Source organism: Listeria farberi, from assembly GCF_014229245.1.
In the GTDB taxonomy this organism is placed as follows: Bacteria; Bacillota; Bacilli; order Lactobacillales; family Listeriaceae; genus Listeria; species Listeria farberi.
Genome location: NZ_JAARZJ010000005.1, coordinates 134618 through 156714, shown reverse-complemented (window position 1 = coordinate 156714; position 22097 = coordinate 134618). Strand labels below are relative to the sequence as shown.

Annotated in this window: 14 protein-coding genes, 1 tRNA gene and 2 pseudogenes; 4 read left to right on the top strand and 13 right to left on the bottom strand. The window is 37.7% G+C overall.

Annotated elements, in window-relative coordinates; translation table 11 throughout:
* Positions 1 to 10 precede the first annotated feature (10 nt).
* The 4 genes from HCB45_RS06275 to HCB45_RS06260 form a co-directional block, all read right to left on the bottom strand.
* The gene (locus HCB45_RS06275) at positions 11 to 2941 is read right to left on the bottom strand and encodes a SpaA isopeptide-forming pilin-related protein (RefSeq protein ID WP_260508438.1); all 2931 of its coding nucleotides are present in this window, start codon (positions 2939 to 2941) and stop codon (positions 11 to 13) included.
* Positions 2942 to 3098: 157 nt separating this feature from the next.
* Entirely contained in the window at positions 3099 to 4202 is a 1104-nt protein-coding gene (locus HCB45_RS06270; protein WP_185619275.1) for a PilN family protein, read from the bottom strand.
* Positions 4203 to 5566: 1364 nt separating this feature from the next.
* A complete protein-coding gene (locus HCB45_RS06265; protein ID WP_185619273.1) occupies positions 5567 to 6016 on the bottom strand; it encodes a hypothetical protein in 450 nt (149 codons plus the stop codon).
* A gap of 19 nt (positions 6017 to 6035) precedes the next feature.
* Positions 6036 to 6218, bottom strand: a complete 183-nt coding sequence (locus HCB45_RS06260) for a helix-turn-helix domain-containing protein (RefSeq protein ID WP_149042060.1) — start codon at positions 6216 to 6218, stop codon at positions 6036 to 6038.
* Between the two features lie 266 nt (positions 6219 to 6484).
* On the opposite strand from HCB45_RS06260, the gene HCB45_RS06255 reads away from it, so the two are divergent.
* Genes HCB45_RS06255 through HCB45_RS06245 form a run of 3 tightly spaced genes read left to right on the top strand, consistent with a single transcriptional unit; the run spans position 6485 to position 8588 of the window.
* Positions 6485 to 6877, top strand: a complete 393-nt coding sequence (locus tag HCB45_RS06255; RefSeq protein WP_149042061.1) for a helix-turn-helix domain-containing protein — start codon at positions 6485 to 6487, stop codon at positions 6875 to 6877.
* A 42-nt stretch (positions 6878 to 6919) separates the two neighbouring features.
* Positions 6920 to 7366, top strand: coding sequence for an ImmA/IrrE family metallo-endopeptidase (locus HCB45_RS06250; RefSeq protein WP_160132303.1), 447 nt, complete (start codon positions 6920 to 6922; stop codon positions 7364 to 7366).
* A gap of 34 nt (positions 7367 to 7400) precedes the next feature.
* A complete protein-coding gene (locus tag HCB45_RS06245; protein WP_185619270.1) occupies positions 7401 to 8588 on the top strand; it encodes a tyrosine-type recombinase/integrase in 1188 nt (395 codons plus the stop codon).
* A gap of 487 nt (positions 8589 to 9075) precedes the next feature.
* Here HCB45_RS06245 and HCB45_RS06240 read toward each other — a convergent pair.
* Together HCB45_RS06240 and HCB45_RS06235 are read right to left on the bottom strand one after the other, a co-directional pair.
* Positions 9076 to 9148 (bottom strand) — tRNA-Lys (locus HCB45_RS06240).
* Positions 9149 to 9233: 85 nt separating this feature from the next.
* The gene (locus tag HCB45_RS06235) at positions 9234 to 10190 is read right to left on the bottom strand and encodes a 2-hydroxyacid dehydrogenase family protein (protein WP_185619268.1); all 957 of its coding nucleotides are present in this window, start codon (positions 10188 to 10190) and stop codon (positions 9234 to 9236) included.
* A gap of 131 nt (positions 10191 to 10321) precedes the next feature.
* Here HCB45_RS06235 and HCB45_RS06230 point away from each other — a divergent pair, with 131 nt between their 5' ends.
* Positions 10322 to 10960: a pentapeptide repeat-containing protein gene (locus HCB45_RS06230; RefSeq protein ID WP_185319567.1), complete on the top strand. Its 639-nt coding sequence runs from the start codon at positions 10322 to 10324 to the stop codon at positions 10958 to 10960.
* A gap of 21 nt (positions 10961 to 10981) precedes the next feature.
* Here HCB45_RS06230 and HCB45_RS06225 read toward each other — a convergent pair whose 3' ends face one another.
* From HCB45_RS06225 to essC, 7 genes and pseudogenes are all read right to left on the bottom strand, one after another.
* Positions 10982 to 12034 carry a bifunctional transcriptional activator/DNA repair enzyme AdaA gene (locus HCB45_RS06225; protein ID WP_185619267.1) on the bottom strand — a complete coding sequence of 351 codons (1053 nt, stop codon included), beginning with the start codon at positions 12032 to 12034 and terminating at the stop codon, positions 10982 to 10984.
* Positions 12031 to 12804 carry an isocitrate lyase/PEP mutase family protein gene (locus HCB45_RS06220; protein ID WP_185619265.1) on the bottom strand — a complete coding sequence of 258 codons (774 nt, stop codon included), beginning with the start codon at positions 12802 to 12804 and terminating at the stop codon, positions 12031 to 12033. Before HCB45_RS06220 ends, HCB45_RS06225 begins: the two co-directional genes overlap by 4 nt.
* Positions 12805 to 13168: 364 nt before the next feature.
* A pseudogene (locus tag HCB45_RS06215) lies at positions 13169 to 13468 on the bottom strand (SA1320 family protein); the annotation flags it as partial.
* Between the two features lie 17 nt (positions 13469 to 13485).
* Complete coding sequence (locus HCB45_RS06210; protein WP_185619260.1) at positions 13486 to 14358, bottom strand: DUF1672 family protein; 873 nt, start codon at positions 14356 to 14358, stop codon at positions 13486 to 13488.
* A gap of 349 nt (positions 14359 to 14707) precedes the next feature.
* Positions 14708 to 16696 (bottom strand): SA1320 family protein, encoded by a 1989-nt coding sequence (locus HCB45_RS06205; RefSeq protein ID WP_185619258.1) that lies wholly within the window; start codon positions 16694 to 16696, stop codon positions 14708 to 14710.
* A 15-nt stretch (positions 16697 to 16711) separates the two neighbouring features.
* The gene (locus HCB45_RS06200) at positions 16712 to 17581 is read right to left on the bottom strand and encodes a DUF1672 family protein (RefSeq protein ID WP_185619256.1); all 870 of its coding nucleotides are present in this window, start codon (positions 17579 to 17581) and stop codon (positions 16712 to 16714) included.
* Between the two features lie 25 nt (positions 17582 to 17606).
* Positions 17607 to 22087, bottom strand: a pseudogene (gene essC, locus HCB45_RS06195) (type VII secretion protein EssC).
* Positions 22088 to 22097 lie beyond the last annotated feature (10 nt).

The following is a 22097-nucleotide window of genomic DNA, read 5'->3' as shown; positions in this document are numbered from 1 at the left end:
TTATGCTTACTTACTCTTTATTCCAACGCTGTTTTCTATTTTGCACAAGCAAATAAACGCCTAGCGCAAGAAGAATCGTTCCTAAACTATATAATAGTAAATCTAATGAACTATCCCCTGTCGTTGGTAGGAATCCTTTTTTCATTGGCGTTGGGATTTTTTCATTATGCATCACTGTTTTTGTTACTTTCCCATCTTTCACCGTAAATGTGATAGTATTAGTATTCAGTTTGTAGCCTGGATTAGGAATTTTTTCCGTTAGCGTGTAATTGCCTTCAGGAAGCGTATATTTCTTCGCTTGTTTACCAGAAACCCATGTCACATCGATGTCTTTCCCTTTCACATTTAGCGTCGCTCCTGGTAGTTCTTCTTCCCCCGTGAGATCCTTTTTAGAAATTTCCACGGTACCTTTTTTCAATTTATTTTGAACGGATACGTTGGCCCAAACGATGTTTGTTTGGTCATTCTTATACGTTAATTGGAAGGATACCGGCGTTAAATCACGGTATTCTTTTGGTGTATTGGTTTCCACTAATTGATAACTGCCGAGATATAATTCTTTATTGGACTTAAAAACACCTTTCGCATCAGTGGTCACCTGATCCACTACTTTGCCTGCTTTCACTCGAACCGTACCATCTGGAGTTACGATGTTTTCTTTAGCGACAATATTAAACTTAATACCGGCTGCAGGAACGTGTTTGTACACAATTTTATCTTGTGTGGATTTTGCGGTATCGATCACTTCTTTGGTTTTGACTCCTTTGACTTTTCCTTTCGCAGCCATATCGCTGAAGGCTAGCGTGATCCTATTCCCATCATGTTCCTCACTAATAGTGAAGTTGATTTCTTCTCGGTTAAGTAAATAACCATTCGGCGCTTTCACTTCCACTAAGGTGTAATCGCCGTAGACTAACGTTTCTGGTAACACCAACGTGCCGTCAGCCGCAGTGGTAAACTCGGTTAAATCTCTTTCTGTAGGGTAGTTAATATGTTGCGAAATAAAGTTCCCTTCGCTATCTTTCACTTTAAATGTCGCGCCAGCGAGTGGAATCACTTTCCCTGTTTCTTTGTCTTTTTTGACGATTTTTACTTTCGCTTCGATGACTTTATCTTCTAAGATATAGTGGAATTGTTGCCCTTGTTCAGAAATGGTTACTTCAAAATCTGCGACAGGCTTGTAGCCGATTGGGGTCACGGTTTCGCTCACCACATAGGTTCCGTATGGAAGGTTTTGGAAAGATGCTTTTCCATCGAGATCCGTTGTTTGCGTTTGTGCGACAACACCCGTCGATTTTAGTTTCGCTGTGAATTCTGCACCAACGAGCGCTTGTTTTTGGCCATCTGGAAGACTAGCAAGCGTACTTTGTAGTAATGGTTTATTCGCGAATTTGATAAGATCAAATCCACCTTTGATCACGCGATCGCTAGCCGTTACGTTCGCCACAAAGACTTCGGTGGTATCATTTGTTTGATCCACACGAACGGTATGCACGGTTGGATCTAAGTTATAGCCAACCGGCGCTTGGATTTCTTTTACATATACCGTGCGAGAAGCGCCATTTAAGGCGATTTTATTGGAAAGAGCTGTTAAATCAGTCCCAATCGTTACTTCAGTTAATAGATCCGTCGCTGCCGCATCGGAGTAAATGCCGTATCGCGCACCTACCAACGTCGCATCTCCCTGCGCGTCATCGTCTGTTTCTGCATCTTGTTTTTTCAATTTCACTTGGAAAAATACTTGTTTATTTTCAAACGTCATATACGCCGTTTGACCAGCAGTAATCGTGATGTTTTGTGGTGTACGGTTAATGGTATAGCCGGCTGGCGCTCTGGTTTCTGTGACGGTATAATTCCCTTGGAGTAAATCATTCACTTTGATTTTTCCGTTCGCATTCGTTGTCACATGTGCGACCACTTGACCGGCACTATTTTTCACATCGTATTGTGCGCCAGGTAAGAGTTTACCATCCGACCCTTTTTTCGTGATTTCTACAGAACCGGTACGTGCTCTGAATTTTGCTGTAAATGCGATAGTGAAGGATGGATCATACCATCTTCCTTTTACCAATTTTTGATAGCTATCATTCGTCATTCGATATAAAATAGGAGAAAATTCTTTTAATGAACCACGTAAATTTCCGGAAACGTAGTTAGTATTATACGTTAGGGGAGCTGTCAGATAAAAAGAATCGCCACCTTTGATTGTGACCGTTCCACCTGTTTGTGTTTGCCCTGTAGTCACATTCTTAAAAGTGACCTGGCTCGGTAACGAAAAGGAGAATCTATTACGCGTATCTGCGTTTAACCTAATCGTTTCACTTCGTTGAACATTACTATTGATTTCAGAATCTACAGTAGTTTGAGAGAAATTCGCAGCTGAATCCGGATAATCACCTGCGAGAGCTTTCGCTTTCAATTCAGCATAACCTGCAATACTAGAACCCCCTTGATAAGAGCCCATATACATTTCACTTAGTACTAATGATGTGACCACGGTTCCTCGTGCCCAGTCTGAGCCAAAGATATTCCCATCTCCATTAATCCCATAATATAAAGTAGCAGCAATTTGATCATTATTGTAAATAGTTCCTCCATTATTGGGAGTCCCTGTTGGCGGAGTTGGTTTTGGATGTTCAATACAAAAAGCCTGTTCCCCATCCACTTCAAAATGACCCACAATACTTCCACCATAATTGACTTGTCCCAAGTAAACAACTGTAGCTGAAGCACGAGTGTTTTTAGATTTTAAAACGCCTTTTTTCAATGCCTCTTCTTCCGCTTCTGTTTTCTCTGTGCCATTAGAACTGAAAATCTGACTGGCATCTAGTCCTTCTCCAAACTCTGCCGCAAGGGCTTGGTGAGAAGGTGTTAAAATAGTAGACACAAAAATAATGGCTGCCAAACACAACGACAGCCATTTACTTAAATTTTTATACATAGTTAAAATTACCTCCAAATTTGTATTTTTATAGTTTATTTATTCTGTATATAATCCTGTTGGAGAACGAATTTTCATCCTTTCCACCTCTTTTCTGTACAAAAAAAGACACTCTTCACGATTGAAAAGTGTCTTTTTTATTTAGTTTTATTTCATATTACCAAGTGCCTGTTCCCCATGTATTCCCATCTTTACCATTAATATATCCTTTATCAGTCGACTCCCCTGTCCAACTATCTCCTGGCTTTAAATCATCATATTTGGAGTACCAACCATCCGATTCAGAACCACCTCCACTTGCTTTAGAAGAGCCAGATGAGCTTTTCGATTTACCTGCAGACGCACTAGATTTACTTCCACTCTTCGCAGAAGAGGAAGAAGATTTACCTGCTTGCGAACTACTACTTCCATTAGAACTATCTCCACTAGCTGGTGAATAACTACTCGCTGTTTTATTTCCACCAGTAGAAGTTGCATTGTCGTCGCTAGTTGTTTGATTATCGTTCGTATTCGCTGCCTGTTCTGTGGCTTGTTGTTGTGCCAATTCTTTCTGTTTCTGCAGCACTGCTTCTACTTTGGCTAATGCATCCGATAGCGTTTTCTTCGCTTTCGCTTGTTTAATCGACGCTACCTTTGTTTTTGCGGTCGTATAATTCGCTTCCGTTACGTTCGATTGCACTGTTTCTCGTTTGTCGTTGGTGTATAAAGCATTGACTGCTTTCGTTGCTTCTTCGATCGTCTTCGCTTGATTTTTCGCTTCCGTTAGTCGTTTTTGTTGTGCTTCTACGAAGACTGATTTTACCTCTTTTAATTTATTCACGGCTTTTTCCGCTGCTTCTAGCTGCGCATTTTCTACTAACGCTCCTGTTCCATCAAATAGACTCGCCACTTTCGTTTGCGCGTCGAGCATAGAACGAGCATAGCCAACATCCATCACGAGCGTATTTAATTTCGCCGCTGTATCGACAGACATCTCTTTACCTTCCAGTTTTTCTAAATGGCTTTCCATCGAAGTAATTTCTTTTTCTGTCGTCGCTTTTTGTAAGCTCTCTTTTTTATCGTCTGCATACCAGGCGTTTACTTCTTTTTGATAGGTTTGAATGGTTTGTTGTAGCTTTTTCGTTTGGGCTTGTTGCGCTTCTGCTTGTTTCTTTTCTTCAGCTTTTACACTATGATAGTGAAACCCAAGCGCACCCCCTCCTAAAATCACTATTCCAATGGCGATACTCACACCAATCATAAACTTTCTTTTTTTATCCATTTTTTCATCTCTTCTCTTTTTTATTTGTTCTATTTATCACAATCATGTATTTGTTTTTCCATTGTAGCTACGCTTGGACAGAGGGGAAACAGCCACCCTCCGCCAGAATGTTTTACTAAGGAATTTCTAGTCAAAGATAGAGTTTCTACTCTACCTCTATCCAAACGCAGCTACATGTGTATGTATTTATTTTACTAATGAAAAGTACTTTTATCTTTGTTTTGTATTAGCTACCCTTAGACAGAGACAGCAAAGCGAGCGCCTCTGCCATGTCTTGAAGAAAGTGTGGTCTTTAGCTCAGAGATTCGAGTTTCCACTCTATCCCTGTCTAAAGGTAACTGCGAGATTTTATTAATGTTCACAATAACATAAGCTCTAAAACTGTAAAAATATTCATTTAATTTTGATAATATTTTGTTCGTATTCAAAATATACATAGAAGTGGTTTTATATCATTTCTTTCCCAGGAAGCGACTCATCTACCCTATCCTCTACCTGTTCATAACACCACTTCTACATCGTTGATAAGTATGGTTTCTTTTTTGCTATGCTTGGACAGAGGGGGGAACAACTCCTCCGCCTTTTCCAAAAACGACTATTTAAGAGCATTTCCTTATCCGAAGATAGATTCTCCGCCCTACCTTTGTCCAAACGCAACTGTATATATTTACATTTACAGATAAAAAATGCTTCTATCTTACTTTCTATTAGCTACCCTTAGACAGAGACAGCTAATGCCTCTGCCATATCTTTGAAAAAACTGTGTTTTAAGCTCAGAGATTCGAGTTTCCGCTCTATCTCTGTCTAAAGATAGCTTTTTTGCGCCGTTCTTTTCAAAGCCGCAATATTTTACCAGCTACGCTTGGGCAGAGCGGGGAATAACCTCTGCCATTTCTAATAAGTTCTATATAAGGGATTTTCCTTTGGCCAAAGATAGAGTTTCCGCTCTACCTCTGTCCAAACGTAGGCCTTTTACATTCTCTTCTCTATCCTTAGTATACATCATCTGATAATAGAGAGAAATCGTTATTGAAAAATTCACTAACTTGTCACTTTTTCTTGTTTTTTTAGTTGCTTATATTAAGGAGATTTTGTTTTCTGTGTCTTTGAACTTTTATCAGACAACTATCCACTACCTTTTTATTTTTCTATTTCTTCACATACACATAAAATCCCCTTTTAATCTATAAACTAAAAAGCTTGTAAGAAACCGCCCAACCGCTTATGTTTTCTCACGATAAGTTAAAACTATATCGTTTCGTGTCATCTAACTAGCGAGCCGCATGCATCTTGATAAAGGGGCAATAAATTAAAACGGATTGACTAACTTATTGAAGTGCTCCCCATAGATATTTAAGCGTTTGTTATAGATGTGAATTTAAGAATCGCTCAAATTCGATTTTTGGAATTTTATATCTCTTTCTTATCTGATCATCTTTCATAAAGTTTTTAACGTATAAATATTTTTGATATGTAAGTTTTTTGGTTTTGCCTTGATAGAAGTTATCAAAATATAGATACTCTGGATACTTTAAGTTTAATTGACGCATAATCCTCTTCTGCCTTACTCCCTTTTGTTTCAACTCTACAAAATAATCATAATTCGTTCTTTCTTCCGAACCGATGTACTTATAACCTCGCAAAAAAACGCGTTCAAAAGAAAAATTTTTTTGCTTTAAATTCATAATGGTTTTACTTTTCGCGAATTTTATTGCCGCATCTAAATTATCTTCAACTATAGTTAATGAATATACTTCTTGTTTTGTAGGAGTATATTTAACACCTATCTCCATTAAGCACCTATCTAATTTCATCAGGAACATCCTCTCTATCTTACTGTTTCATCAAATTAAACCCCTGTGATACCCAATCATCTATTTGTGTTCGATTAAATAAGCGAATGCGATTATTGACTTTCCGGCTTGGCAATCCTGCATAGATACTCCAATGATAAATTGTTTGTTCACTAACACCTAAATATTCAGCAACTTCTTTCACTCTCATCACTTCTTTCATATACACCACTTTTTCTATTAAATTAGTTAAATATTCCGTACTCAATTGACAAAAATTAAAGAATATTGTAGAATATATACATACCGAAATAAACGCAATGAAATCTATAAAACGTCGGGAAACGTTGATTCATCATGCTTTTTTCATTGTGCATTAGAGCGGAATATTTAACTTACAATCATTATATTAAAGATTTATTTAATCGTCAACAAGTTTTTCTACACATTTCTTTAATTTCGTGTTTGAAGTTACTAAGGATGGTTGCTATGACTACGTTTGAAAGAGTTAAAGAACTTTGTAAAAAAAGAGGGATTACGGTTTCTCGCTTGGAAGAAGAAGTAGGATTTGGTAAAAACTCTATATATTCCTGGAAAAAAAATAATCCCTCTTCAGATAAATTACAAAAAGTTGCAGATTACTTCAATGTCTCCACTGATTACCTTTTAGCAAGAACAGAACACCCTTATTTAGATACTAATCCTCCAGAATGGGCAAATGAGCAAGATATTTTAGAACTAGGTAAATTCCTTGAATCTAATCACGAAATGCGTTACAGCGGAGTAAAACTCACCAAAGCAGATGAATTACAATTAAAGGGATTTCTCGAAGGATTATTCTGGGAACGCCTTGAAGAACACAAAAAGAAAAATAGAGGTTAGTTAATATCGAATGAAAACACCATACAGATAGGAGTATTTTTATTGAGTAGATATATTACCGATCTTGTGAATGATTTAGTTAACTCACTTAATACAAATAATCCTTATGAGATTGCTGACGTTCTTGGCTTTTTTGTAACTGAAAGAGAACTTCCTTCCACTATAGATGGGGATAGAATTATTATTGATTATTTGAATGAAACACACATTATTCTGAACAAACAACTTGAAGAAAACAAAAGAATGTTCGTGTGTGCACATGAGCTAGGGCATTGTTTACTTCACGAAGAAAATAGCCAGTTTTTCATTGAATATTCTACATATCAAGTCCTTGGACGATATGAGCGTGAAGCTAATGAATTCGCTACGAAATTATTAGCTTTTTACAGACTTACTGAAAAAATTTATGACACAACAACTGAAAGCATCACCCAAGAATGTGGTATCCCTTATAATATGCAAATATTCATAAAATTTTCCCAACCATAAAAGAACTTACATTCCCCTTAGGAGGATACTTATTATGAAACGACTTAAAGGCACCATTGGAATATATAAAAATGGCTGGCGAATGCGGGTTACTATTGGTTATGATAAAAATGGTAGTCCTATTCGCAAAGCAAAAATGACTTATTCTAAAAATGGACGAATTAGAGAAAAAGAATTAAATGACTTTATTTCCGAAATGGAAGCAATCAATTATTTTACACCTGAAAAAATCACTTTTAGCAATTTTGTTTACAATGAATGGTTTCCAAAGCATATACAAAAAAATAAAGCCCCTAAAACTGCCGAACTCTACTTAAGTATTATTGAAAATAGATTCATCCCCAAAATCGGTGGAACCCAACTCGCCAATGTGAAACCCATTTTCATCGTTAATATTATCAATGATATTTCTAGGCGTGATAAACACACAAATCAATCTGACACAGGCAAGAAAGAAATATCCCTCAGCACGCAAAAAAGTATACTTTTTGCAATAAAATCTGTCTTCAAAACTGCCGTTGAATGGGGCTTTATTCAAAGTAATCCTGCTGAAAAATTAAAAATACAAACAAGAGGAGCTACCAACAAAAAAAGAAATGATAACTACAATATAGAAGAATTTAAAAAGTTAATGAATGCTATTAAGCAAGAGCCTATTGACTGGCAACTTATCATGTATCTTGCTGTTATTGACGGAGCAAGAGAAGGAGAAATTGCCGCTGTAGAAATAGCGCATATTGATATACAACAATCTACCACTACTTTCCAACAAACTATTATTGAATTAAATAAACAAGGAATCAAAGTTCAAAATACAACCAAGAATGGTATCGCTAAAACTATTTCGCATCCACAGTTTGTTAATGAGCTATTAAAAAAATATATTTCTTCCCGATTAGAAGATAAAAAAATGGCTGGTAATCTATGGGAATGGAATAATCATCACTTTTTATTTTCCAATGAAGTTGGCAAACCTTTACGTCCTAGTAGCTTAAGACAGCGCTGGAAAAGATTTATTGAAAGGCATCATTTAAGATATATTAGATTCCATGATTTACGCCATACATCTGCCACCTACCTACTAACAAACGGAGCTTCTGTTAAAACCGTTCAAATGCGCCTAGGGCATAAAGATTATCAAACAACCATGAATATTTACGCTCACGTTTTAAAAGAAGTTGATCAAGAAGCCGCAGATACCTTTAATCTACTTAATGAATAAACCATGTAAAGAGACCATAGAATCTTATTTTCTATGGTCTCTTTCATCATTTCAGTCAAATAGAAGTAACCGTTTACTTCTATTTGACTGAAACTTAGCGGATAAGATTTCTTACATAAAAAGTCCTATCCTTTAGATTCAAGACGGACATTATAAATCTACATTTTACCATTATCATCAAGTTATATGGAGATGTATATTCTTCTAAAAAACTAAGCCAATTTACTTTTCCCTATTATAGATTTGATATATGATTATATTTTCACTCAGTTATACACAGCATTTCCTAGCTTATCTATCCATCTACTTCATTAAAAACGAAGCTATTTTATTCTTAATAGTTTAGGTATTTTTAACTAACTTTAATAAGCAAACATACAAAGAGACCATAGAATCAAGTTTTTCTATGGTCTCTTTATGGTCTCCCAGGCCATTTTTGAGGAAAAACAAAAACTCTTAAATCCCACAAAGCGTTGGGGCTCTAAAATGGGTTGTGAGGGTTTCGAACCCCCGACCCGCTGATTAAGAGTCAGCTGCTCTACCAACTGAGCTAACAACCCTCGTCGTATTCCGACAAAAAATATTATACCATAATTTGGTGTAAAAACACAGCCACAGCACCTTACCATGACTGTGTTTCTTAACTTAGTAAACGGAATGTAGTGGTTGTTTTCCTGCTAAAACTGCTTCGACGTTCGAGATCGCCATTCGTCCCATTTCTGTGCGGGTTTCTATGGTTGCATTACCGATGTGCGGCGTTAAAACGACATTTTCTAGTTTGCCTAGTTCAGCTCCAATTTTAGGTTCAAATTCAAATACATCAAGCGCAGCACCAGCAATAACGCCTGTTTCGAGCGCATTAATTAATGCAGATTCTTCTACAACAGGACCGCGAGCCGCGTTAATTAAAAAAGCACTCGACTTCATTGTATTAAGTGTAGTTTCATTCAACAAATGTTTCAAGCTCGGACTATATGCTGCGTGAATTGTCACAACATCACTGCGCTTTAATAGTTCATCCTGACTTACAAACTCCGCATCCCATTGTTTCGCTGCTTCTTTCGGGTGGTGCCCAGAATAAATGATTTTCATTCCAAAAGCAGCCGCGCGTTTTGCAACAGCCTGACCGATTCTTCCTAAACCTATAATTCCCAGCGTCTTACCGCTTAATTCCGTGCCTAAAAAGAATGTCGGTGCCCATCCTTTAAATTGCTCAGGTGTTTCACGACATAAACGGTCACCTGCTGAAATTCTTCGCGCCACATCTAAAATCAATCCGAGAGTTAATTCCGCCGTCGCTTCTGTGGATACATCCGGTGTGTTAGTTACCGCGATGCCCAGCTCCTGCGCTTTTTTTACATTAATATTGTCAAAACCAGCGCCAATATTCGCCACGATTTTAAGATTTTTTGCCGATTCCAATACTTTTGCCGTAATTGGGGAAGAAAGCGGGCAAATAATCGCATCCACTTCCGTTACATTTTTTATTAACTCTGCTTCTGTAATATTTTCCTCACCTGAAAAAGCCTTCACATCCCATTTATCTAGAGCTTCCATCGTTTCTGGTAGTAATTTTCCTGCTACAAATACGCTTGCTGTCATCTCATTCACTCCTCAAGTGCCATTTTTACCCTTATTTCATTGTAATCCGTTTCTTATGAAAGGTAAACGATTTTACGCACCTTTTCCTAGCAAAATACGATATAATAGAAGCGGAAGCGAGGTTTAAAATCATGAAAAAAATTACTGCGCCGCGGATTCCTGATGGGGATTTGACGGTTTATCCGAATGATACATATTTTATTGAAGATATTGGAGAAGTTAGTGAGCAAATCTTTAGAAAAACGACACTAACCGGGGAAATTTTCGAGCATTTTCATTTAGAAACGATTGTTTTTGATGGTTGTGTTTTTGATTCGGTTTCTCTTGTAAGCGCGAATTTGACTGATGTTGTATTTAAAAATTGCGATTTGTCGAATTTAGATTTAATGGGCGCCGTTATTCACCGGGTACGTTTTGAAAATTGTAAATTAATTGGTGTGAATTTCAGTGATGCTACGCTTAGAAATTGCGTTTTTGTTGATTGTTATGCGGATTATGTTGCCTTTCGTTATGCTAACTTGAAATGGGTGGCATTTGAGGCGGGTGCGTATACGAATAGCGATTTTAGCGGGGCTCAACTGGTAGATACCTATTTGGAACGACTTGACTTGAATAAAGCTCAGTTTTTGAATTGTGCGCTAAATGGTATTGATCTTAGTTCTTGCATTTTTGAGTCTATCACTGCGATGCCGCAAGATTTGAAGGGCGTGAGCATTGATTATTCACATGCTCCTGCCTTGATGCCGTTATTTGGAATACGGGTTAAATAATTGAAAAAAGATGGTTCCGCGTTACTTTGGAACCATCTTTTCATGTTTAATTAGCCATTCTTTTCGGGCAAGACCACCGCCGTAACCTCCTAATGCTCCGTTACTATTAATTACCCGGTGACACGGGACGATGAGGGATAATTGGTTAGCCCCATTTGCTCTTGCCACAGCTCGACTCGCTGTTGGCCGCCCTAGTTTTTCTGCCAAACTTTTGTACGAAATCGTTTCGCCTACCGGAATTCGTCGCAGTTCATTCCAAACACTTTGTTGAAATTCAGAACCGATATAACGAATTGGTGTCTTAAAATCAACTAGTTCACCATCAAAATATCTTCCTAATTCTTCTTCTACTTGTTTAATTACGGCTGTTTTTTCAGGGAAAATTGCTGCTTTCAATCGCATTCGCAGCTTTTTTATTTCAGTTTCTAATCCTTTCCGATCAACAAATTCTAGCAGAAGTAATTTATCATCATCGGAAATTACCAACATGGAACCTAGCTTAGTTTCAATCCAAGCAGAATACAAAATCGTTATATCTTTTGATTTATGAGGAACATCCCCCATCGTTTTTGAAAAAGCATCTCGGAACCCATTTCCAGACTCATAACCACTATCAAGTTGCGCATTAATAATTGAATCCCCACTCCGAATATGCTTAAAAGCAAGTCCAAGCCGCCGCGACCGCGCATACTCAATAAAAGTCATCCCAAACTGCTTCTTAAACTGGCGCCGCGCCGTATTTGCACTAATGGATAACTCATCAAAATCTTTATCCGTCCACTTTTTCTCTGGATTTTTCTCAATTGCATCGACAAGTAACTTCACAGCTGGAGACAATTTCGTCGGATTGGAGAGCGGTTCACAACGCTTGCAAGGCCGGTAAGATGCAAGTAGCGCCTCCTTTGCTGTACTGAAAAACTCACAATTTTCTTTTAAAGGTTTCTTCGCCGGACACGTTGGGCGACAAAGTATCCCAGTAGTTTTTACTCCAACAAAGAATACTCCTTCATAATTAGAATTTTTCTCCACTAACATATCATAATATTTATCAATATCCCGCTGATTTGTTATCATAAGGCTCCCCCTCCTTCGAAAATCCGCTCAACTTCCTGCTGAATCGCTAAATTAGCCTGAAAAAAACTAAACGGTCCATAGCTGATTCTTTTCACACCGATTTTTTGTAAGTCCTCGTTTGAGAGCATCCCATCCATCCTCATAACATTGACCGGAAGTGGCGATTCCTCCACAAATGCGCGAATTAATTTTGGTGATAACAGACCCGGAATAAAAATAGCATCCGCCCCAGCCTCCTTGTATGCCTTTGCCCTTTTAATCGCTTCTTCCACCAAGTCTACCGTCTCATCCCGCCCTTGGAAAAAAACATCTGTACGTGCATTGATAAAAATTTCCGTACTCATTTTCGCCGCTGTTTCTTTAATTGTCTTGATTTTATCACATTGCTCCTCAATACTGCTTAACCCCGGATTTGCAGCACCAATAAGCTGATCTTCCAAGTTCACGCCACAAACACCAATCGCCAGCAACCGCTCCATATTCTGAGCCAGTCCCTCTAAATCACTGGAATACCCAGTCTCTATGTCGACGGTCAGCGGCAAACTCACATTCGCGGCAATGCGTGAAACAATTAAAGACATTTCGTCAAAAGTTAAATGCTCCCCGTCCACAGCGCCGAGTGACTCTGCAATTGCATAACTGCTTGTCGCTATTACTGGTGCTCCGCCTTGTTGGATGGCTCTGGCAGAAGCGACGTCCCAGCAGTTGTAGAGGATTAGTGGGGTGGGTAGTTCGTGTAGGGATTTTAGTTTTTTAAAGTTATTTGTCATTGGTTTCAACTCCATTTGTTAGGATGGGGTTAGTATAGCAGGTGTGGGGATTGGGGGTGCGAGGAAAATTAACATGGATGTTTTTTTAAGGTAGTGGTTATTTAATCTTTTGTGTTTTGTACTTTTAGTTCGTGTTTTTCTTCTATACTTTTCTTTCAGTGCCTCAGAAAATCTCACTACTATGCTTATCGCATTTGAACTAAAAAACTCTTCTCAAACCTAAAAATCCTTATGTATATTAAGTGGTCTAAGTTTTACTTCTTTATCTTTGACTATTCAAATTACATTATATCAGAATAAGATAATAGCTATATTATCTTTATTGGAGGCAACATAATTATTTAATAGTGTATTTTTGACTTTACTTTTTGTATGCTGCGTCAGCTTCTCTTAATTGCGTGTTAGGGATGGAGCCAGGCAGTGTGCCGTCTGTTAGGAAATCTTGGGTGCCTTGGGTGCCTTCGAAGACCATGCTGATTTCGCCTGTGGTTGCATTTTCGACAATCATATAGTCTAGACCAGAAGATTTGTTGTATTCACCTGCTTTAACTACATAGTTATTTCCATTCACTTTTAAACGTTCACCTTTATCGGGATGCCTATAAACCCATTTCCCACTTAATTCAATTAAATCTATATCTGAAGTATTTAGCTGTGATGTCATTAATGTTCTCACCTTTCCTATTTAACTATATTTTCTACTTCTACATTTTCTCCATCTGGTAAACCAACTCGGTTTACAATAAAATTTTTATACAACGTAACCATATAACTCCCTTTAGGAATCCCTTCTTCTCGCTTAACCTCTTCAGCAATTTTATCAGCTAATTTTTGCTTAGGTACTTTGTCTTCTTTTGAGAAAAAAGCCATTGGGATAGAAATATGTTTGCTTTCAGGATCAACTTTGTTAAACAGAATGCGTAACTCTTCCGCAGAAATGTTTGGATTAGCTAAATAGGCTTCATAAGGGCTTAAATAATCATCATGCCAAACTGTAACAAAATAATACTTCCACTGATAACCACTTGGTGAGGTTTTACTTAAAGCTTCTTCTGTATAACCTAATAAATCATATTTTTGGGCTAATTCTTCTGTAAATTCATTTAAATGTTTGAATTCTTCTACATATGCCTTTGCGTATAATCCACCTACAATCGCTTGTTCAACTGTCCCTTCATCACTCGTTCCGCTTCCTATCTCATCTTTTTTATTAAGGAGAAATTTTACAATAACAGAAGTAGTAAACTGAATTGGTGCCTCGCTTTCCACAATAACAACCGCTCCATTACGTGCTGGCACTACATTATTTACTTTCACATCTGTTTTATATTTTGTTTGCATATAATTTATCGCTTCTTGCTTTATCTCTTCCTCATGCTTTTTCACTCGTTCTGCCGACTTCTCCCCGTCCACAAACGAAAATCCTTGACCTACATAATCCTGTACAGGAGTAGTACCTTCTTGCGCTTTCTCTTGCTCTGTTTTCTCATTCATATTGAAACATCCGGATAGTAAAAATACTGCTGCGAATAAACTTAGGATGATTTTTTTCATTTGTTCTCCTGTCTTTGTTCCATATTGTAGTATTTAATGACCCAAAACTCCTAATGTACACTAAGTAGTCTAAGATTCTCTCCCTCATCTTAGACTACTTGTTCCCGCACATAGTTAGTTTCTATTCTCTCTTTGAAATTCGTCGAAAGAATTCTATTTCATTTTTTCGGTTAACTTTCGATTTCTTCTCTTTTTCGCTCTTTATATTTGCCAGCCCCATTATCCCTTTAACGTCTAATATAAAATGCTTAAACACACAATTCCCGCGACTATACCGTCCATGTCCCTTGTGAATTTAGCATTAAAATATTTCCCCAATAAAATTTTTACCGATTTAATTTCTCAATTACTAAACATTGATACTTCCACGCTTTATTTGCTCTAATAAGATTTTCATATTTTTACTAGTTTTTACAGCTAACTTATCTAACGCAGAAATAGCAGCTGAATCGTTCCCACTTAATTGATGCTTAATATCTCCAAAAATCATTTCCGCACTATGGAAGATATTTGCTGCTGCTTTATTTAACAAAATAACATCACGGAATTTTGTACCATCAAATAATGCCGTGTCAATATAAGGACGGTAAGCAGCTAACACGTTTGGCAAATTTGATTGCAAATCTTTTACCGCACTTCCTACGCCTTTTACTGTTAATAGTATTTCTTGCAATTTTTTTATACACTCTCCTAATTCCTCTTTTGCTCGATTGTCTACATCTGTAAAGGGAATTTTCACCATTGAAAAGCCTGTTTGAAGATTTCTCAAGTGCTGTATAGCTGATCTAATGGCTTGTTTTAATTGATTGACAATACTATAAACCCCACTTAATGCTGGTATTAATAAGCTAGTTGTTTTATTAGTGAATGCTTTATAGTTTCTATCTAATAAGCGCTGTTTCTTCCCCATCCCGTCTTTCAAAGCTTTGGATTCTTTTAAGACATACGCTTGTGTCGCTGGCGGTGCTCCAACACTTTGGACTTTTTGCGTTGCGCTTAAAAGTTTATCTGCTTTTTCAAGTTCATTCGATACATACGTGACTTGGGAGCTAAAAGTTAATACTTGCTTAACGACCAAATCTTTATTATCATCCAATATTTTATAATGCTCTTTTAGTTCTGCCACCATTGCATCGCTCAAGTACTGATTATCAATTCCTTTAAACAGTTCCGGTACAGCCTGCATTTTGACTTTCGATACTTGATCCATTGTATCTTCTATCTTTAAAGCAAGATCTCCAACAAGAACCGGAATATCGCTCAAAAAACCTCCAACACTTAAGAAAGTACCTGAAACCACATCTAGCAACTCTCCTAATATTGGTAAAGTCCTCACTCTCTGCATCACATCTAATGCCGCAAAACATACTGGATTAGCTTCTTCCATTCCATCTCGAAACTCAGCATAATTAGCAAATGAAGTAATAATTCCTCCAAATTCTCCTTCCGCCAACAATCTTTCAAATGATTTCTGTAAAGAAACCGTTCTATCATCCAAATGACTTCCCTCATTATTCACTAAGTCAACAGCTGTATCTAAATAAAACTGCCCTGCATTTACTTGTTCCGTCATTCGTGTCCGTAAACTATTGGCTAAAATACGGATATTGTCCGGGTTCATATCGATTTTCTGCCCTTTTCCTCCACTTGTCAAAACCTTTCCACTCCAAATACCGACTGGAAGATAAGCATCCGCATCAATGGGGATTTTTTTACCGTTAACAGTGAGACCTGCATCATCATAACCCGTATGATTAGAAAGAATGGTTTGCAGCCAAGGGACATTATTTTGAAGAATGTGTGATTCTCCTGGTAGCCGATCTCCATATCCTGCCCCACGTTCCCCTAAGGTTAGTGGATCATATTCACTTAAATAGTTAGTAATTCTCGGATTATTTTTGTCGTACGTTCCTTTGGGTAGGATAGCTGGATTGTATGTGACGCTCCTTATGCCATCATTTTTAGAAGCTACATAATTAGATAAACCACCACCTAGAGAGTTTCCTGCGACATTTTTAATGTTATATTTTTGGCTTTCTTTTTTGTATGCTGCGTCAGCTTCTCTTAATTGCGTGTTAGGGATGGAGCCAGGGAGTGTGCCGTCTGTTAGGAAATCTTGGGTGCCTTTCGTGCCTTCGAAGACCATGCTGATTTCGCCTGTGGTTGCATTTTCGACAACCATATAGTCTAGCCCGGAAGATTTGTTGTATTCAGCTTCTTTAACAATATAAATCTTTCCATTAACTTTTAATTCTGTACCTTCTTTTGGATGTTGATAGACCCATTTCCCACTTAATTCAATTAAATCTGTATCTGATGTTTTTAACTTTGTTGTCATGTACCTTCACTCCCACTACTTTGCGATTTCTTCTACTTTTGCGTTATCCCCATCGGGCAAGCCCACTCGGTTTACAATGGCATTTTTATATACTCTTATATCATAACTTCCTTTTGGTAACCCTTCTTCCTGTTTGAGCTTTTCTGCTAAATCATCCGCTTCCTCTTGTTTAGGTAGCTTATTTTCTTTAGAATAAAATTCCATTGGGATGGATATATGTTCATACATCGGATCATCTTTCTCAAATAGATTCCTTAATTCACCTTCTGAAATTTCTTGATTTTTTAGATAAGCATTATAAACACTTGGATAGTAAACATCCATTGCTACAATAAAATAATGGTTGCTTATATAGCCTTCTGCAGCTGTCTTATCAATCGCTTCATCCCTTAGTCCTAATAAATCATTTTCTTTAGCTATTTTATTAGCAAAAGTATCTAAATGGCGAAACTCTGCTTCATATGCCTTTGCATATAAACCCCCGACAATCGCTTTTTCTACCTCCCCTTCATTACTTCTCGCTAACCATTCACCTTCTTTATTAATCACTTTTCCTACTATAATGGAGGTGTGAAATTTAATAGGCTCCTCACTCTCTACCATGACAACTGCCGCATTACGCGCGGGGACTACATTATTTACTTTTACATCTGTTTTGTATGTGTTTTTCATGTAGTTTATCGCTTCTTGCTTGATTTTTTCTTCATCCTTTTTCACTCGCTCTGCTGACTTCTCCCCGTCCACAAATGAAAACCCTTGACCTACATACTCCTGTACAGGAGTAGTGCCTTCTTGTGCTTTTCCTTGCTCTGTTTTCTCATTCATATTGAAACAACCTCCTAATAATAATAAACTTGCTAACAAACCGATGATTTTTTTCTTCATTTGTTCTCCTATCTGCTTCTGTATTTTATCCCTTTGGAATCTTAAGCTTTTCTGCATTTCCTTCTATTAGTAGATACAGTTCTTGAGGAGCTAGTGGTTTTTCTTGTACAATTCTGATTGTTGGGCTATAAATTGCTTGGTCTGCAAATCGAGCACCTAGTAAAACTTGTTTGGAATTGCGAATAGTATCTCCAATTGGGCTGTACTCTTTCGCCATGCTTCCCAAGTCATTTCCTATAATGAATTGTACTCCCATTTTACCATCTGATTTTAACATCTCTAGTAATTGTTTTTGCGTGTTTGATGATAACTGGTTGTATAGCTGAACAGTTGAATAAATAACAACGACTACAAGTGGCATATTTTTGAAGTATTCTTCTTTTGTTATTGTATTGTTTAATTGTAGTTCTTCTAAATATGCTTGTTCTGCCGTTTTAAACGCTCCGTATAGAAGGTCAATTTTACCCTCTATTCGTTCACTATTTGTAATGTAAGTTAGGGGGAGCTCTTTTAATTTCATTAACTCCATAGAAGGTGTATCAAAGATAACTAGCTCTCTTAATTCTTTTTTGACAAGTAGATGACTACTGTTTGTGATAATTTGCTGAACTAATTCTATAGTTGGCATGATGATAGCTAGATTGTGCTGTTCTAATGATATTCCTACAGGGCTAGCATACTCATACTCTAAACCAATTGGTAGTATTGATTTCATTTCAAGCATTTTCTTTGTTTGCATATGATCGGTAAAGTGAGTAAAACTTAATGTTTCTGGAACCATTGGTATACATTGTGGTTTTTTGCCTGTCCAAATTTCAGTCATTTTCTCTGCTTCATCTTGATTGTTCTTGATTATTTCGATTGCTTCGGCTCCATTATTTGGGAGCGCCATTTGGAACAATGTTGGTTCTTCAATCTTAATTAAACCTCGACCTGGTAATTCTTCAATGGTGTAGTCACTTTACTGCTTACCTCATTTTTCTCATTCAAGTGTAAAGCTATTTGCGTTTTAATGTTAGACAGTAGCTGTAGACGCATTGCATTTTGGTTATTAGCTGTAATCATTAAATGAATGCCTAAGCTAGCTCCTTCCCTTGCTATCTGAACTATAGTTGGTTCAAGGTTTGCTACAAATTCATCCACTTCTCTAATTGCATCATAGTTATCAATTGCTAGTAGAATAATTGGCCTTTTATCGCCACTTATTTCTTCATACATTTTCAAACTGGCTACGCTAAATTTACTTAGTAATTGTTTTCTCTCTTTAATTTCTCGACTAAGAAGCCTTACTAATTTTAACGTTTTCTCTGATTCATCAATGGAAAATGTATCTGCAACATGTGGTAAACCTTTAAGTGAAAGTAAACCATTTGTGCCAAAATCTAATAGGTATGCATGGAAAAATTCTGGTGTGTTTTTTCTTGCTAAATCAAATATAGCTGTTTGCATGAACGTTGATTTTCCGAAACCAGGACTAGAAAACACTGCCATATGTCCATTTTTTTCTAAATTCCAATGCAAAACGTTTTGTGCTTGTAACTGCGGTTGGTCCAGTACTCCTAATGTTAGTTCTAAATCCTTTTCATCTTTTTGCCAGTTTGCTTCAAAATCAACAGTACTGATGCTTTCTAACGAAATACGTTCCTCCAGTGGCGGCAACCAAGGTCTTGGCAATGCCTCAATCCCAGAAGCCTCCGTATACGCATGAATATGATCAATCACCGCATCAAGTTCACTCGGCAACTTAGTCAAATCATCCTTCTTATCTAATCCGCTCAAATCCTCTGTCAAAATATCATACTGACCCAAGTCATTAATCGCATAAATGGTCGTATCAATATAATCCGTGCTTTCCTTATCCGGCACATAATCCGCACCACTCCAAGCACTCTGGAACAATTCGTAAATCTCATTATTACCAACCTGCAAATACGAACGGCCTGGTAGTGTGATTTCTGCTGCGTCTGGTGTTTTCAAAATTTCGTTTGAATCGCTGGCGTTTTGTACTTTTAGGGCTAGTTTGAATTTGGAGTTGGACCAGATTTGGTCATCCACGACGCCGCTTGGTTTTTGGGTTGCTAGGATTAAATGGATTCCGAGTGAACGCCCGATACGTGCTGTCGAAACGAGTTCTTTCATGAATTCTGGTTGTTCTGATTTCAACTCGGCGAACTCATCTGAAATAAGGAATAAATGCGGCATTGGTTCGGTCGCTTTTCCTTGTTTATATAGTTTTTGGTATTGGTTGATGTGGTTAACATCATGCTCGCCAAATAACCGTTGCCTTTTTTGCAATTCGGCTTTGATGGAAGCTAGAGCACGCATCGATTGCGCGCCGTCCAAGTTTGTAATTGTTCCTAGTAAATGTGGCATATTTTTAAATAAGTTCGCCATACCGCCGCCCTTATAGTCAATCAGCAAGAACGCGACTTCATATGGGTGGAAATTGACGCCAAGTGAAATGATATAAGACTGAATGATTTCTGATTTACCAGAACCAGTCGTTCCAGCTACCAAACCATGCGGCCCGTGCGCTTTTTCATGTAAATTCAGTTGAACAATGTCGTCTTTCCCGCGTAAGCCAAGTGGCACAGCAAGGCTCTTATAGGTTTCATTTTTCGCCCAGCGTCCAGCAATGTTTAACTCCTCGACACGCTCCACACCATACATTTCAAGGAAAGTAACGGATTCTGGGATCGAGTTTTTCAAGTTTTGAAGATGGTTCAGTGGCGCAAGAGCACGGCTGATTATTTCTTTGTCAAAATCTGCTGGCAAATGGTCTGGCACGAATGCTCGGTTTACTAGATCGCCTTGTTCCAAAATAATGTTCCCGCTCTTCGCATCACGAATATCTACGACCGTCTTCACGTGTTCTGGCAAGCTCTCCATTACATCCTGTACAAATACTAAAGAAACACCTAGTTCGCTTGGATCTTCATTGAAGAATTCCATAACCGTGTGGTCTAGTACTAATTTTTCATCGGTAATTAAAACTACAAAATGTGGCGTGAAGTATAATTTTTCCTGCTTACTCGCTTGTTCAGTAAGCGCTTGTTTACGTTCTTTTAAAATTTGATAAAGAGAATTCAATACTTGGTCGCGCGAACGTTCATGGTAAACAAAACCACGCACATTCACATCACGCATATTCGCATGCGGTAACCAGCGCATCCAGTCCCAATCCGCCTTCTCTTCTTCTGGGAAAATGTTAACAAATTGCAAATCATAATAACTATGAAAAAGGGACGTTTGCATTACCAACATTTGAAGTTGCTCTAATACTAAATGACGCGGCCCGATATACCCCACCGGTCCGTGCATTAAATCTGTCGCAACTGGCACTTCATTAATTGATAAATATTGTCCTTTGATTTTCACAGCTTCATCAATAAGTTCATCTTTGTCCTGGCTAAATTCTTCTTGTTGGAATTCGACGGAAAAACTGCTTGCTTCTGTGCCGCGTCCAACCCGGAAAGTCAAGAAATCATGGTGAAACATTGTTTTTTCATAAATGCGTGAATCCACGCGTAACGCCATTTTTTCCAGTTCAGTTACATCTGGATAGTGATAAGTTAAAGCGTGACGCTGTTTCTCGCTTGTTTCGTGTAATTCTCTTGTTTTTCGTTTTAAATATAAATCATAGCTCTCAATTCTTTGTTTCGAATCAATTTTGTATTTTTTGCGTGATTTTATGTAATTAATAATCGCCATCGTTATCGTTACTGCTGACATCGCGATGGTCATAATAATATACAGCCCACGAGGTTGGAAAATAGAAATCATCACAGTAATCGCAACCATGATAAGCGGGGGTAAAATAATTTTAATTAAGCCATCTGTTGGTTTGGATGGCTTGCTAGAGGGTTTCGCCATGCTGATTTTCTCTTCTGGTGCCCGGTAAATAATCCGCGGGGAACGGTGATAATCTGGATAGTCTTCACCGAATGAATTGTCCGCAGCAAATAAAGGCGCTAATTTGCTCGTCACGCGATTTTCTACAGCAAGCACACTAATATCTTCTTTTCCGATTGTAATCGTCACACCGTCCGTATAGAGCTGATCGCCCGGTTCTAGAACGCAGTCTTCTGTCACTAAAGAAAAATTATGATAAATTTCGCCATTTAAAACTTGTAATTTAAATAGTTTTTCCTTCGCATCACGCAAAAGTAAAAAGTCTGATTTTGTGCCATCAATCGTAACATCATTCTCCGTTCCCGCGCCAAAGGCTACAGAAGTGTTCATGACGACATCATACACTTGCGTATCTAGGTCTTGGCAAAGATAAAATGCTAGATTATCCACTTTTACCACTTGATTCACTTGAAGTGCTGTTGTACCGACATTCCACGAGTTTTCGTCATATTTAACTTCCATTGATTCAACTAGTTCTGGATAAGTAATTTCGTGTTCGATTGTATTACCAATTGTCACGACTTTTTGAGGAGACAAATGGTGTTTATGACATTGCTGCCCGTTAGTAACAATTAATAAAGCCTCTCTATTCATGGTTCATTCT

Excerpts from the sequence above, each read along its gene's own strand:
- HCB45_RS06275 (WP_260508438.1), bottom strand. The coding sequence starts at position 2,941 with ATGTATAAAAATTTAAGTAAATGGCTGTCGTTGTGTTTGGCAGCCATT.
- HCB45_RS06270 (WP_185619275.1), bottom strand. The coding sequence starts at position 4,202 with ATGGATAAAAAAAGAAAGTTTATGATTGGTGTGAGTATCGCCATTGGA.
- HCB45_RS06265 (WP_185619273.1), bottom strand. The coding sequence starts at position 6,016 with ATGAAATTAGATAGGTGCTTAATGGAGATAGGTGTTAAATATACTCCT.
- HCB45_RS06260 (WP_149042060.1), bottom strand. The coding sequence starts at position 6,218 with ATGAAAGAAGTGATGAGAGTGAAAGAAGTTGCTGAATATTTAGGTGTT.
- HCB45_RS06255 (WP_149042061.1), top strand. The coding sequence starts at position 6,485 with ATGACTACGTTTGAAAGAGTTAAAGAACTTTGTAAAAAAAGAGGGATT.
- HCB45_RS06245 (WP_185619270.1), top strand. The coding sequence starts at position 7,401 with ATGAAACGACTTAAAGGCACCATTGGAATATATAAAAATGGCTGGCGA.
- HCB45_RS06235 (WP_185619268.1), bottom strand. The coding sequence starts at position 10,190 with ATGACAGCAAGCGTATTTGTAGCAGGAAAATTACTACCAGAAACGATG.
- HCB45_RS06230 (WP_185319567.1), top strand. The coding sequence starts at position 10,322 with ATGAAAAAAATTACTGCGCCGCGGATTCCTGATGGGGATTTGACGGTT.
- HCB45_RS06225 (WP_185619267.1), bottom strand. The coding sequence starts at position 12,034 with ATGATAACAAATCAGCGGGATATTGATAAATATTATGATATGTTAGTG.
- HCB45_RS06220 (WP_185619265.1), bottom strand. The coding sequence starts at position 12,804 with ATGACAAATAACTTTAAAAAACTAAAATCCCTACACGAACTACCCACC.
- HCB45_RS06210 (WP_185619260.1), bottom strand. The coding sequence starts at position 14,358 with ATGAAAAAAATCATCCTAAGTTTATTCGCAGCAGTATTTTTACTATCC.
- HCB45_RS06205 (WP_185619258.1), bottom strand. The coding sequence starts at position 16,696 with ATGACAACAAAGTTAAAAACATCAGATACAGATTTAATTGAATTAAGT.
- HCB45_RS06200 (WP_185619256.1), bottom strand. The coding sequence starts at position 17,581 with ATGAAGAAAAAAATCATCGGTTTGTTAGCAAGTTTATTATTATTAGGA.